Source organism: Parasphingorhabdus litoris DSM 22379, from assembly GCF_020906275.1.
Classification (GTDB): Bacteria; Pseudomonadota; Alphaproteobacteria; order Sphingomonadales; family Sphingomonadaceae; genus Parasphingorhabdus; species Parasphingorhabdus litoris.
In genome coordinates this window covers 2,804,065-2,817,541 of sequence record NZ_CP086727.1, presented here as the reverse complement: position 1 = coordinate 2,817,541, position 13,477 = coordinate 2,804,065, and the positions used below count along the sequence as shown (strand labels likewise).

Genomic DNA, 13,477 nt, shown 5'->3' with positions numbered 1-13,477 from the left:
AGCCAGTGGGCCGAAAGCAGACTGTCTGCTTTGTGGCGGCGACAGATTGAGAACTGCCATTCTGCTTCCGACACTACTACAGAAAAATCAACTCGCTTGTCTCAACGCCTTAACAGGGCGGAGAAAGGGTCATTACAAGCATGGGTATCCAAGACCAAGCAGCGCGACGTCTAGCTTGGTTTAGTGTTGTTGCTTTTTAGCTCGGATAGAAAAACAGGAAACAACGAGCCATCTCATCTGTACGCTAAAGGTCCAATCCCACTCGGATATTCACATGGGGGCTTTTGTCTTCGCTATTGCGTCTGTCACGATTGATTGGAAGCGCTGTTTCTAGTTCGAAATCAAATGGCCCGATGCGTCCGCGAACGCCTGGTCCGGCAGAAATCAGTGTACCTTCGCTACTATCGCTGGCAATGTCATTGACATAGCCCAAGTCGGCAAAACCATAGATTTGTAATCTTTTCAGCCACGATAGTTGTGATTTCACATTATATCGCAGCTCGGCCAAGCTGTAAAAACCTTCATCGCCTGACAATTCGCTGAAATCAAAGCCGCGCACGCGATAAGCACCGCCGATGCTGATTTCCTGAGCAGCGAGCAGCTGACGGTTGGCGATTTGGCCGCGGGCAGCAAGATAGATACTAAGGTCTTTGGTTAACCCGGTCCTGAAATCTGCCCAATATTCGCCCTTGGTAAATACGCCGTCGCCGTCACGCCGTGATGCCAACGGATTGCCGAAGCGGGTCGCGTCGAAAATATCAAACCCCTGGACAATGGCAGCACCGGCCCGCACCCTTCCACCGGCAAACGGTAATTCACCCCGAACGCCCATTGATACCGTGACTTGCGTGTCTTCACGGATCAGAGCGTTCAAATCATCGCGGTCGATCGACAAATAGGCGGCTTCGGTTTCCACCCAGAGGCTGCCGGATGAAGCCCGCACAAGTGGATAGCTGGCAAATAGTGCCAAGTAGCGACTTTCTCCGGAAATGTCGGAGCCTGCCGCATTGCCCCCTGGAGCGGTGTCGCCTACCGAGCCGGCGATCCCCGCTTTCAACCCGTTTGTACCAATCGAGGCTTCGTAATAGCCGTTGACTGATAGTATCTCGTCGGGTTCGATCGGATTGGTTCGTATGGACACGCCGAGGGCATCGGAATCATGGATCGCCGCCCGGATATCGCCGGAAAGTCGGGCTCGTACCGGACCGAAGCTGTCGCTGCCGTAATTGTCGGCCTGTATGCGGACACGATCGCCGCGTTCGCGAACCTTGACTTGCAAAATGTTCAAACCATTGTCCTGCAGAAAATTCGTGGACCGCACCCGGATATCGGGAATATCTCCGGCCAGCAGCAATTTGCGTTCAATTTCGGGACGATGCGCGACTTTGCCTTCCAGGGAGGACAGGATTTTGTGCAGATGCTGATTGTCCGAACCGATGATCCGCACCGTATCGATCGTGCCTTCGATCAATTGGATCTCCAGCACACCCAATTCAACCGACTGTTCCGGTATATAGGCTGACGCGAAAATATAGCCTTCTTCCCTTGCAATATCAGCTATTTGCTGCGTCAATGAGGCGAGCTCTTCCTCGGTTGCCTCCTGGCCGATAAAACTTTCTACAACAGACGAAAAAACAGCGACGTTCAACGCATTGGCACCGACCACGCCAATAGCCCCAATCCTGAAATTTTCCGAACCTTCGCTGACCAGCAGTGTTTCTTCAGGCGTTTGAATTTGAGGAACTGTTAGGTTCCCGGCATCTGATGATTGTGTGAGAGGGCGGGATACGGACCGATCCGAAACATCGGGTTCCGGAAAACCAACCGTCCAGATGCCAGTATCTAGCGCAGCAGTCTGCTTGTCTTGAGCCATAGCAACCTGCTGTCCCAATGCAGGGACAGACAGGGCCAATAGGATGGAAGATAGTAATTTCCGCGGCAAAATAACACCAATACTCATAATCTGCTGATCGGCGTTCTGATATAGTGAGATGGTATTAAATGTTGGTTATCAAGGGGATGAATTAATTTCTTTTTAACTAGCTATGTTTTTCTTATCTTCAAAACTGCGTCTTAAACGGCAAGGCTCATTTTAGTGAAGAGTTGTTGTTATGCGCCGTCCGATTACCAAATCACTTATTGTCGCAGCATTGCTATCGAGCGGTGCTGCCTATGCCGGCGCCCCGGGTTGGCAGGTATCCGAAATCAGCGGAAATGTTACGATAGCGCGTAAAGGGGTTGTAAAAATCGCACAGCGCCAGACTAAGCTGGCACCCGGTGATGTTATCAAAACCGGTCCAAAGGGACGCGCTGTATTATTGCGCGGCGGTGAGTATCTGGTGGTTTCACCCGCTAGCCATATCGAAATCGCCGAACCAAAGAAAAGTGGTAAGATCACGCAGATCATCGAATATTTCGGTAATGTTCTGTTCCGGATCGACAAGAAGGAAACACCGCATTTCGGTGTAAAAACGCCTTATATGGCGGCTGTTGTCAAAGGGACCACCTTTAGCGTTTCAGTAAGTGCCGAAGGCTCTGCCGTGCAGGTCACGGAAGGGGCTGTCGAGGTGTCCACACTGGATGATGGTGCATCCGAACTGGTCACCCCAGGCGTGATCGGCATGATCAATGCCAATGATCCTTTCAGTCTGGTGGTATTGGATGGCGAGCGCCGGGTGATCGAATCCCCGAACAAACCAAACACGACAGGGAATGAAAATGTAACAACCACCTCTGCACAATCTTCAGCATCTTCAAACGTGGCGAGCATCACGCTTCCCTCATCCAACTTGTCGGGTGCGGTCTCGGTGCCGATTGGTGAAGAAGGGGTTGAGTTGGCAGAGTTAACCAACGGCCTTATCCGTGGTGACGTTGATTATAACAGATTTGTCATAGTCGAGAACGCAGAAGAATCCATCGGCGTACTTGCGGCCGATGTGCTTGAAGATACGAACGACGATATTAGCGACGAAGAATCTGACACAAGCGATGATCATGATGTAGGTGATGTCGAGCAAAACGAAAATACTGATCAAAGCAATGACGATCAGGTTAATGATAACCTGGAAGATGACAATCAAGGCTATACAGGCGAGGATGACGAAGGTCAGGGCGATGACGGTCAGGATACTGGAGATGAGAGCGAAGGTGACCTGAACGACAGCGATCAGGGCCAAGGTGAAGATGATCAGAACGATGACGATCAGGGTAATGACGATGACCGGGATGACGATGATCGGGACGACGATGACCGGGACGACGATGACCGGGATGACGATGATCGGGATGATGATGATCTGGACGATGACGATCGGGACGACGATGGCAATAATGGCCACGGTAACGACGATGATGGCTTTGACGAAAGCAATCCCGGCAGAGGCGGCGGAAAAGGCAAAGGCAATGATGATGGCAACAACGGCCATGGCAATGACCCGGATGGCTTTGATGATAGCAACCCCGGAAGAGGCAATGCCAATGGTAGGAGACCGCGGTAGAACCAAAAAAGCTAATTTTCTGCCTGTTCAATGAAGCAAAGAATCCTGATTTTTGCGAATTATTTAACTTTTGCCGTGCGCCTTCCCTAAGGTTAACGCTAAATAGAGACATATCTCCTACAAACCCGCAAAGCCGTTTTGTGGAGTTATTTTTGAGAGCCATTTTTGCCTCTGTTCGCGCCCGTGCATCATGGCGCATTTTCTTTGCTTGGGCTTTGTCGCTTTCAGCTGCAATCGCGTTGCCGATTATCGGTATAGGCGGCGAGGTGGAACGACAATTCCAAAACCTGCGTGCTGAACTGCTCGAAAGGCCTGCATCGGGCGACATTGCCATTGTCGAAATTGATGCCAAATCCATCCAGACGCTCGATCGTTGGCCTTGGCCGCGCAAATATTATGCTGAACTGGTTGAAAAACTCTCTGCAGCTGGCGTCGCGCAAATAGCGTTTGATGTTGATTTTTCTTCGCATTCCACGGTTGAACAGGATAGCAGATTTGCGGCAGCCTTGGAAAATTCAGATGCCACGATTATTCTACCAACCTTCAAACAGGACCAAAGTTCGACGAAAAGTGGATATGTGGAGAGTTTGCCGATAGATTTGTTTGGCAAGCATGCATTTCTCGCCTCAGTCAATGTCCATCCCGACAAGAACGGGCAATTGAACGACTATAGTTATGGCACGGTCACAAATAATATCGTCCGCCCGTCACTAGCGAGTATGGTGGCGGAGACTCCAGGTCATATTGACAAGAAATTCCCCATTGATCAGTCGATCAATCCAGCGACTATCCCACGCTACAGCTTTGTCGACATATTGCGGTCCGATCGGCAGGATTTGGGTTTAAGAAACAAAAAAATAATGATCGGGGCGACCGCGATCGAATTGGGTGATCGCTATCCCATTAGCCGCTATGGTATGATGCCAGGTGTCGTAATTCAGGCCATGGCAGCCGAAACACTTGTGCAAGGCACGAACGTAACGGACATTGGGTATCTGCCGTCTTTACTCTTTGCCGCTGTTATATTGCTGATATGGGTTTCGCGCAATCGGGCGAACGATAATAGCATCACGCCTGTTGCCGTTTTGATTGGCCTTTCCTTGTTCGCCTTCATTCTAGTGGCTGAATACTTGGCTCTTTTTACTTTTTCCAATGTCCCAGCGTTGTTCTTCCTCGGCTTTTTCCTCCTGATAGAGAAATTCCTGAGAACCAATTTTGCCTTAAATCGCAGTCAGTTTTCCAACGCAGATAGCGCGCTACCCAATGAAGCAGCCCTGTCACAGTTTCTTGATCGCCGTGGCGCACGTAACATTGCCGTGGCGCGCCTGTCTGATTTTCACGAACTACTAGTCGTGACCAATAAAGAAATGCGCGTAGACCTGTTTAAAAACCTAGCTGATAGGCTAAAATTTCTGGCTGAAGGCGAGCGTGTTTTTCATCTCGACACCAATATGGTCTGTTGGGTGATCAAAGAGGATTATGCCAGCGATATATCGGGACATTTTGATACGGCTGTTGCGCTGTTCCATTCTCCAGTGATGGCGGGCGGAACAAAGATCAAACTGAACGCCTTTTTTGGCATTAGCGGTGAATCGATCGATAAAGCGAAAATTGCTACCGAACAAGCTATTGCAAAGGGAAGACGCTGGGCCTTGCATGATGAGGAAGCGGCTCGCGCAATAGGCCAAAAACAAAATTTACTTGTTGAGCTGGAGCAAGCCATTGAATTTGGAAACATTTGGACAGTTTATCAGCCAAAATGGAATCTTCGGGAAGACCGGCTGGAAGGTGCCGAGGCCTTAGTCCGTTGGGAACATCCAGAAAGAGGAATTATCAGTCCGGAGATTTTCATTCCGATATTGGAAAAGGCAGGGCGGATTGATGAGCTTACACTTAATGTCCTGAAAAATGCGCTCGACGACCTGTCGATATGGAGCGCACGCCAATCGGGCCTAAGCTGTTCAGTTAACATTTCTGCCCAACTGCTCGGTAATGATGCCTTCATTGAAAAAGCGATAGCCATGGTCGGAGCCGTCAATACCGGAGATGGGCATGTCATATTTGAAGTGACCGAGACCGCTGCCTTGGCCGACTTGCAGAGGTCCATTCTGGCCCTAAAACGTATCCGTGAAGCCGGTATCAGCGTCTCTATTGACGACTATGGTACAGGGCAATCGACCATGAGCTATTTGCAACGCTTGCCGATTGATGAAATCAAAATCGACCAAAGCTTCGTAAAAACCATGATCGCCGATGATTCCAACCGCCTGATGGTAAAATCAACGATCGAATTGGCCAAGGCACTAAATTTGAAAGTTGTGGCGGAAGGTGTGGAAAGCCAGCCATGCCTGGATATGCTGAGCGGACTTGGATGCGATGTCGGGCAGGGCTGGCATATCTCAAAACCTATTCCGTCGGAGGTTTTCGAGAGATCATGGTTGAAAGCAGCTGCAACAACAAACTTGCGTATGCTCAGATGGTCTGGGTGACAGATTACTAAGCCTTGTGAGCGCCGTCTATTTCGAAATAGCGGAATCCATCGGAACGTCCGATATTGCGGCGCAAAAACGGAAGTGGCAGGACCGCGGTGTTCGTATTTACTACCAAAGTAGCTGTAGTTGCTTTATAAATTTTGTAGCATTGAAGCATTTTGCGCCTAATAGTGGCATAAGGGGTCAATAAACAAATTAGCCTATGAGCACGCGGGTACGTTCAGCACTTATTGGATATACAGGGTTCGTTGGAGGCAACCTCCTGCGGTCAAGGTCATTCGATCAGCTATATAACTCCGCAAATATTGCAGAAATGAAAGGTCAGAAATTTGACCTTGTGGTTTGTGCTGGAGCACCGGCAATAATGTGGGCCGCCAATGCAAACCCACAAGCAGATATGCACAATCTGCAACAGTTGGCAGATGCCATATGCAGCGCAGACATTGGTTGCCTAGTGTTGATATCAACCATTGGTGTCTTTGACGACGTTTCTGCAGGATATACTGAGAGCAACGCCAATTTCGAGAAGCAGAGTGCCTATGGCCTTAACCGCCGAGAATTGGAGGTGGAACTTGCTTCAAAATTTCACAGCATACATATCATTCGCCTTCCAGCTTTATTTGGCTCAGGCCTCAAGAAGAATTTTATTTTCGATATTCTAAACCCGGAGCCTTCATTCATAAAACCGGCCAAGTTTGATTCGTTGCTGCAAGCATTTCCGGCAAAAGAAGGTGTCTTCCTGCAACAGGCGTATTGTTATAATTCCGATATCGACATGTGGGCCTACAAGCGTGATGAGTATAAAGACAGCAAGATCGCCAAGGCACTGATAGAAGCATTCTGGGATGAAAATTTTCTCGCGACACAGTTCACAAACAGTCAAAGCCGTTTTCAATATTACAACCTGGAAAAACTAGCCGATGACATCGACCGTATGATCGCGCATGATATTAATGTGCTGAATATATGTTCAGCGCCTGCTCAGGCCGGAGAGATCTATAGATTTTTAACTGGTAAGGAATTCAATAACACAGAAGCTGCTGCTGTTAACGAAGATGTGCGCTCAGATCACACTGATATTTTTGGAACGAGCGGGCATTATTTATACGAGAAGTATGAAACCCTAAACGACTTGAGACGTTTCTGTGCTGAATTCAGAGATCCAGAATGAAACTTGCAATTTCAAACATTGCATGGCCCGCGGAGAAGCTGGAAGACGCTCTAGGTATCATGCAGAAATATGGTGCGCGCGGTTTGGAAATCGCACCTTCCTTGGCCTTTTACAAAGAACCGAACCCTTTTGCTCCTTCCGATGAGGCGATCGAGAGATTTCTGTCTTTGCTTTCAAAATACGATATTTGCCCTGTATCCATGCAATCGTTGCTATTCGGCGCAGACGATGCCTTTCTTTTTGGCAGCATAGATGAACAGAGAAATTTCAAGGTTGGCCTGAAAAATGCCACTCAGCTTGCAAAGCAGGTTAATATCCCAAACTTGGTAGTAGGATCCCCCAAAAACAGAGTAATTCCGGAAAGTATGTCCGTTTTGGATGCAACGGCCTGCGCGAAAGACATTTTTTATGAGCTAGGCGACTATGCTGACCGGTTCGGTGTAACACTTGCTATTGAGGCCAATCCAGCAGAATATGGCACAAATTTCTTGAATACGACGCAGCAAGTGATCGATTTTGTTGAGCAGGTCGACCATCCGGCCATTACTGCAAATTTCGATATTGGGGCGCTCCAGATGAATGATGAAGTGAAAAACACTGGTCAGCTGTATGAAAGTGCCGCCTCCAAAATTTCGCATATCCACATAAGTGAACCTGATTTGAAACCTGTCCCAAAAGATAAGGCAGTGTTTTCAGAAATCGCATTGGAAATCATTTGCAAAGGCTACTCGAAATGGTTTTCTATAGAAATGCTGGTCAATGAAAACAGCGGATTGGCTGTGGTAGAAAAGTCTTTAAAAGACTGCTCGGAAATATTGAAGCGGCTGGGGGCCAAATGACCGACGTTATGCAACGGGAAGACTTTCTGGTTTCTATTGGCCTAATTCAAGAGGGCACTATTGCCGATGACTTGTCAAAGCTGGAGGAACTGTCAAAGCAAATTTCAAAGAAATTCCGTTATTCCGAGATTGTCTATGCCGTCGATGAGAGGGACCATTCGAAGCTCGATCTCCAAGCTACGGCAATTTCAAGAATTAGCAATCTGCGCATCATTGTAGTTAGCAATGATCTCAGCTTTTATCGCCGCCGCATATTGGTTGCATCAGAAACAATTGGTGATGTTGTGCTTCTTTCATCCTTTCGCGAACTGGAATATATATGCCTCGCCGAGATCGCAGAAGAAGTATATGAAACTGGCGACATCATTCTATCGTGGCGCGCCAAAAGGCGCATCGCTATGCCCATATTTCATGCTATCTTGGCAGCAGTATCAAAATATAAAGTCAATGCGCGCGTTATGAGGACGATTGGCATTGCTAGAGTTTCGCTCGGAAAGATTCTCAATACACCCACAGCAACTGTCGATCTGGTATTTGAACCGAAGCAGAGTAACGAAAACTATATACACAAGAAAACGGACTATCCGACCTCTCTGCAAAGCCGATCGACCATGTCGGATCGCTTTGAATTGGTGTTTGAACTTATCACAAATTCAGCACCAAGAATTCTGCGAGGCTTTGCCGTCTTTTCGTGTTTCGTCGTTATTCTAGCCATGACATACGCAATATATGCATGCGTGGTCTTGTTCACTGTTGATAATGTACAAGATGGCTGGTTTTCTACTGCCATCGTACAATCTGGCTCTGTGGTCTTCATCGCATTGGCACTAGGCCTGTTATGCATGGGCTTGGCTGGTATTTATGATCGGCTACGTGGTTCCGATGAAGGGCTCATTCGTGACGAAATATCCAATACCAGTTTCTTTGATCAAACGAGCGATCTTAACGTAGAAGTTGATGATTATGATGGCTCCCGCCTCAGATAAGAGCATCGGATAATGATGACCGGAACCGATGCTTCGCTCAACCCGGAATGGCAACTGCCGGGTTTTCAAACAACCTTGCTGGGTGATAAAACATCAAAATATGCGATTATCATTCCTGTCATCAACGAAGGTGGTCGGATACAATCCCAACTTCGCAAGATGAAGCAGCAAGGTATATGCGATGCCATCGATACTGTAATTGTCGATGGCGGATCCACAGATGGATCATTAGCCCTTGATTTTCTTGAACAAGAAGGCGTGCGCGCGCTCTTAGTGAAAACCGGGCCCGGCAAATTATCTGCTCAGCTAAGGTGTGGATATGCCTGGGCACTTTCGGAAGGCTATGAAGGGATCATTACCATCGATGGCAATGATAAAGACGGGGTCGATGCAATTCCCAAATTTATGGACGCGCTCGACAAGGGCTATGCTTATGCCCAAGCGTCAAGATTCATAAATGGCGGACGAAGCAAGAATATTCCCTGGTTGCGCTACTGCGCCATAAGGTTTGTTCATGCGCCGTTGCAAAGCCTGGCCGCCAGACACTGGTTCACGGATACGACACAAGGCTTCCGTGCCTATTCGCGAGAATTCTTGCTCGATCAAAAAACCCAGCCTTTCAGAGATATTTTTAAAAAATATGAGTTGCTTGCCTATCTGACGGTCCGCGCCAGTCAGCTAGGATACGCTGTTACAGAGATCCCCACCAGCCGGGTGTATCCCGCTCAGGAGCCTGTTCCGACCAAGATACGCGGCCTTGCACCACTATTCGATCTTTTGCTGGTTCTGTTCAAAGCTCTACTTGGTTCATATAATCCCAAATCAAGGTCAAGCTAGGTGGCCGTATCTTCCAAACCAGAAACCACAGACTATGACGCAGTTGTGATCGGCGGTGGTTTCTATGGCTGCTGCCTCGCTCTATTCCTTGCCAGCAAAAGTGATCGTGTTGCGCTTATAGAGGCAGATTACGGCATAATGAACCGCGCCTCGAGGATAAATCAGGCGCGCGTACACAGCGGCTTTCACTATCCTCGCAGTTTCGTAACAGCCTTGCGGTCAAAAACTTTACAATCGCGTTTCGCTAAAGACTTTTCCGGGGCCGTTATCGATGATTTCTCAATGGTGTATGCGATTGCACGCAAACGTTCGAAAGTCTCAGCAGGCCGATTTCACAAAATGTATGCAGATATGTCTGCACCAATTTACCCGGCCAAACCGCAACAAAGCGCTTTGTTTAACGACGAACTGATCGAACAAGCTTTCCTTTGTCAGGAGTTTGCTTTTGATTGGTCGAAGATAAGAGATCAACTGCTTGAACGTCTCGAGCAGGCAAAGATTGATGTAATGCTGAATCAACGCGTTGAAAATATAAATTCGAAGCAGGCTGGTTTGAGGATATTCCTGCCAGGTGAAAAATCAATTCTGGCAAAAAATGCTTTCAATGTAACTTATGCCAATATCAATAATATTCTTTTAAATAGCGGCCTGGCTCCGATAGAATTAAAATATGAAATGGCCGAACTTGCACTGATAACGCCACCCGAGGAACTTGAGGAACTGGCAATTACTATTATGGATGGCCCATTCTGGTCTTCTATGCCTTATCCTTCCGAGAACCTCCATTCGCTTACTCATGTCCGTTATACACCGCACTATAGCTGGATGGATGATGGGAAAGCAATTTCGCCAGACATTTACATGAAAAAGCTGCCAAAGGATAGCAGGTGGCGACATATGGTAAATGATGCACAGCGTTACATGCCATGCTTTCACGGGGCGCTTTATGAAAAATCATTGTTTGAGATCAAAACGGTTCTGGCCAAAAATGAACGAGATGATGGGCGCCCAATTTTGTTCCATCAACATAGCGATGCTCCAAACCTTATCTCAATCATGGGCGCAAAAATCGACAATATTTATGACTTTTTTGAAATCCTTCCTCAGGTTGAACCAAAGTGGAAGGGAGCGAATCTGAGCCTGTTATTTCCGCAAAATCCGATATGAGCAGCAACCGTAATCTGCGATATCTCCTTGCTGTCATTGTCGGCCTTGTAATCGATCTCGCAGTTTCCATCATATTGCGATCTCAATTCCAGCTTTCCCTTGAGGTAGCTGCCTCTGTCGGTTTCCTTGTCGCCGTTGCTTGCAACTATCTTTTTTTCGAATTTTGGGTTTTTGAAAACGGCCAAGCCTCATTTTCCATAAGCCGCCTACTCAAAACTTACATTGGCGCAATTGGCGTATTGATCGTCAGAGTTGTGATTATATTTGTCTCAGGCCTATGGATTGCTGATGGTGCCTTGCCAGATCTCTTGCGCCTTTTTGCTTCGATAGTCGCCTCTTTTGTCCTTAACTATGCCTTGTTAAAACTAGTATTCAGGCGTATGTGAAATCTTTATTTACACAGTTTCAAGGATTGGGGCTTGTTCCTAGGCACTGAACATCCAGCCATGGTTACGTATTAGTAATGCATGATGGGCTGCCACAAAATTCAAGCAAACAAGAGCGATATGATTATAAAAGGCCTACTGTCGCCTTTGTCATATTTCTACTTCTCGCAATACTGGCTTGGTATGGATTTTATCCCGGAACCATGTCCCCGGACAGTTACGAACAATATGCACAAGCAAAAACTTTCCAATTCGATGAACACCACCCGCCCGCAATGGCCTTACTTTGGAGCCTGTTACTACCACTCAAGGGTGGCCCTCAACCATTACTCTTTTTGCAACTACTCTTATATTTCACATGCTGGTTCCTTCTGTTCACGAAGCTTGAGCAAGAAGGCACGCATAAGCTGGCTTTGGCCACTGGCATATGTGCAGTTGCGCCATTTTGTATCAATTTTGCCGGCGTTATCTGGAAGGATGTGCATAATGCGCTGCCTTGGTTCTTTGTTTCCATCATTGCGATATTTTTCCCACAGAAAGCGCGCCGCTACAGCCTGCTTCTTCTGATCCTGCTTTGGTATGGATGGATGGTACGTGGTAACGCGGTTTTAGCAGTGCTTCCGCTCATTTTTCTAATTACGTACAAAAAAGAGCGAAAATTGATCGCAAATGCCACCATAGTTGTCGCTATCTTTGGTTTGTTTTTCGTTGGCAAGGCGATCACGCATGAAGCAATCTTAAAACCAAGCTATTCAGACCCGTATTCGAGGGCGATGGTACATGATCTGGCCGGCATCAAATATTTTGGGGGCAATCCTGCTTTACCGAGCAGCCTTATGCTGGACAATCCAAATCTGGAACGCCAACTTTCACACTACCAACCTGATGATATTAAATCGATCTTGTTCACGAACCCTGACGGCAATATTATACTGCGAAAATCAAATCCGGCAGCCATGGATGATCTGAAGTCGGGCTGGCTAAAGTCCGTAACTGAAAATCCAGTGGCCTATATCAAGCACCGCTTTTTCTTTGGCATTAATTTCATGCATATCGGTCGTGAGCGCGGCTATTACCTTCGCGAAGTACATTTCCCTCAGCCGGCAAGGCAAGCTGGGGTAGAAACTGCATATCCTGTGCCTTCAACGACAATGCATCGATGGATATTATTGTGGGAGAAATGGCCCTTTATGTATGGATGGTTCTGGATAATTGGGTTGTTCATATTATTGTTATTCGGAATTAAATCCCGTGCGATGTCTGAAGGGTGTGTATTGCTGGCATTGTCAGGTTCAGGCTTTTTGTATCTGGCTCCCCATTTTATTTTCGGTCAAGCTCCAGACTTCAGATATTACTACTGGGCAATTTTTGCAGTCATTCTGGGAGCTATCGTGATTATCCAGAAACAGCTATGGAAACAGGAGAATATCAAATAATATCAGCTCGAATACGATAAGAAATCAACAAACTGGATTTATTGCAAATAACTGTTCCCCGTCAGCGTTGGTGAGGCAGATGCGTTCTTCACTTTGATGAGTGCTTGGCATCGTCTGGTTGATAGTAAGCAGCTTGTTTTTGATGAAGCAAGCGGCTATCTGTTGTTTGATGATTGATGCTGCCCTGCCGAAGTAGGTATCGGCAGGTGTTACGTTTTTCAGGCTTTAGTGGTAGCGGCGGTGATTTTTATGCTCGACGAACGCCTCGACCTGTTTTTTCAGAACGTCTGGCAGATAATCGTTTTCCAGCAAGGTGCGGTTTGTGAGGGTCTGATGCCATCTCTCGATCTTCGTCCTGTAAAAGATGCCCACCGTACGTGATGCATCTTCCGGTCCTTGAGCCGGTCAACCAAATCCGTCGCAATAGCTTTCCTAGATGCCAAATCCGGTCGACATAGATCAGATCAAACTCGATACGCTTACCCTCAACGGCCACGTGCTTTCCGATGAGCTTTCGAACACTGCCATTTATATCCAGCAACCACCGACCACTGTCGTCCATTTCTTGCGTGCAACCTTTTGAATCCTGGTGCCATATGCTGGTTTCTTTATATATCGTTCCTCTGGACACGTTATGTGTCTCTCCGGAAGTCGTCCACGGTACGC

General features: G+C 47.4%; 10 protein-coding genes and 2 pseudogenes. 9 read left to right on the top strand and 3 right to left on the bottom strand.

Annotated features, from left to right (window positions below):
- Positions 1-244: 244 nt before the first annotated feature.
- Complete coding sequence (locus BS29_RS13695) at positions 245-1,960, bottom strand: ShlB/FhaC/HecB family hemolysin secretion/activation protein (protein ID WP_229954197.1); 1,716 nt, start codon at positions 1,958-1,960, stop codon at positions 245-247.
- A 151-nt stretch (positions 1,961-2,111) separates the two neighbouring features.
- Here BS29_RS13695 and BS29_RS13690 point away from each other — a divergent pair, with 151 nt between their 5' ends.
- From BS29_RS13690 to BS29_RS13655, 9 genes are all read left to right on the top strand, one after another.
- A complete protein-coding gene (locus BS29_RS13690) occupies positions 2,112-3,497 on the top strand; it encodes a FecR family protein (RefSeq protein ID WP_229954196.1) in 1,386 nt (461 codons plus the stop codon).
- A 152-nt stretch (positions 3,498-3,649) separates the two neighbouring features.
- Positions 3,650-5,986 (top strand): EAL domain-containing protein, encoded by a 2,337-nt coding sequence (locus BS29_RS13685; protein WP_229954195.1) that lies wholly within the window; start codon positions 3,650-3,652, stop codon positions 5,984-5,986.
- A gap of 316 nt (positions 5,987-6,302) precedes the next feature.
- Entirely contained in the window at positions 6,303-7,160 is an 858-nt protein-coding gene (locus tag BS29_RS13680; RefSeq protein WP_229954194.1) for an NAD-dependent epimerase/dehydratase family protein, read from the top strand.
- Positions 7,157-7,999, top strand: coding sequence for a sugar phosphate isomerase/epimerase family protein (locus tag BS29_RS13675; RefSeq protein ID WP_229954193.1), 843 nt, complete (start codon positions 7,157-7,159; stop codon positions 7,997-7,999). Before BS29_RS13680 ends, BS29_RS13675 begins: the two co-directional genes overlap by 4 nt.
- Positions 7,996-8,985 (top strand): hypothetical protein, encoded by a 990-nt coding sequence (locus tag BS29_RS13670; RefSeq protein ID WP_229954192.1) that lies wholly within the window; start codon positions 7,996-7,998, stop codon positions 8,983-8,985. Before BS29_RS13675 ends, BS29_RS13670 begins: the two co-directional genes overlap by 4 nt.
- A gap of 12 nt (positions 8,986-8,997) precedes the next feature.
- Positions 8,998-9,822 (top strand): glycosyltransferase family 2 protein, encoded by an 825-nt coding sequence (locus BS29_RS13665; protein WP_229954191.1) that lies wholly within the window; start codon positions 8,998-9,000, stop codon positions 9,820-9,822.
- Complete coding sequence (locus BS29_RS13660) at positions 9,823-10,989, top strand: FAD-dependent oxidoreductase (protein WP_229954190.1); 1,167 nt, start codon at positions 9,823-9,825, stop codon at positions 10,987-10,989.
- The gene (locus BS29_RS17600) at positions 10,986-11,375 is read left to right on the top strand and encodes a GtrA family protein (RefSeq protein WP_343757531.1); all 390 of its coding nucleotides are present in this window, start codon (positions 10,986-10,988) and stop codon (positions 11,373-11,375) included. Before BS29_RS13660 ends, BS29_RS17600 begins: the two co-directional genes overlap by 4 nt.
- A 77-nt stretch (positions 11,376-11,452) precedes the next feature.
- Positions 11,453-12,811: a hypothetical protein gene (locus BS29_RS13655; RefSeq protein ID WP_229954189.1), complete on the top strand. Its 1,359-nt coding sequence runs from the start codon at positions 11,453-11,455 to the stop codon at positions 12,809-12,811.
- A gap of 159 nt (positions 12,812-12,970) precedes the next feature.
- On the opposite strand, the pseudogene BS29_RS17595 reads toward BS29_RS13655, so the two are convergent.
- Positions 12,971-13,236 (bottom strand): annotated as a pseudogene (locus BS29_RS17595) (integrase core domain-containing protein); the annotation flags it as partial.
- Positions 13,237-13,310: 74 nt separating this feature from the next.
- Positions 13,311-13,373: pseudogene (locus BS29_RS17590) on the bottom strand (hypothetical protein); the annotation flags it as partial.
- Positions 13,374-13,477 lie beyond the last annotated feature (104 nt).

Excerpts from the sequence above, each read along its gene's own strand:
- BS29_RS13695 (WP_229954197.1), bottom strand. The coding sequence starts at position 1,960 with ATGAGTATTGGTGTTATTTTGCCGCGGAAATTACTATCTTCCATCCTA.
- BS29_RS13690 (WP_229954196.1), top strand. The coding sequence starts at position 2,112 with ATGCGCCGTCCGATTACCAAATCACTTATTGTCGCAGCATTGCTATCG.
- BS29_RS13680 (WP_229954194.1), top strand. The coding sequence starts at position 6,303 with ATGAAAGGTCAGAAATTTGACCTTGTGGTTTGTGCTGGAGCACCGGCA.
- BS29_RS13675 (WP_229954193.1), top strand. The coding sequence starts at position 7,157 with ATGAAACTTGCAATTTCAAACATTGCATGGCCCGCGGAGAAGCTGGAA.
- BS29_RS13670 (WP_229954192.1), top strand. The coding sequence starts at position 7,996 with ATGACCGACGTTATGCAACGGGAAGACTTTCTGGTTTCTATTGGCCTA.
- BS29_RS13665 (WP_229954191.1), top strand. The coding sequence starts at position 8,998 with ATGATGACCGGAACCGATGCTTCGCTCAACCCGGAATGGCAACTGCCG.
- BS29_RS17600 (WP_343757531.1), top strand. The coding sequence starts at position 10,986 with ATGAGCAGCAACCGTAATCTGCGATATCTCCTTGCTGTCATTGTCGGC.
- BS29_RS13655 (WP_229954189.1), top strand. The coding sequence starts at position 11,453 with ATGCATGATGGGCTGCCACAAAATTCAAGCAAACAAGAGCGATATGAT.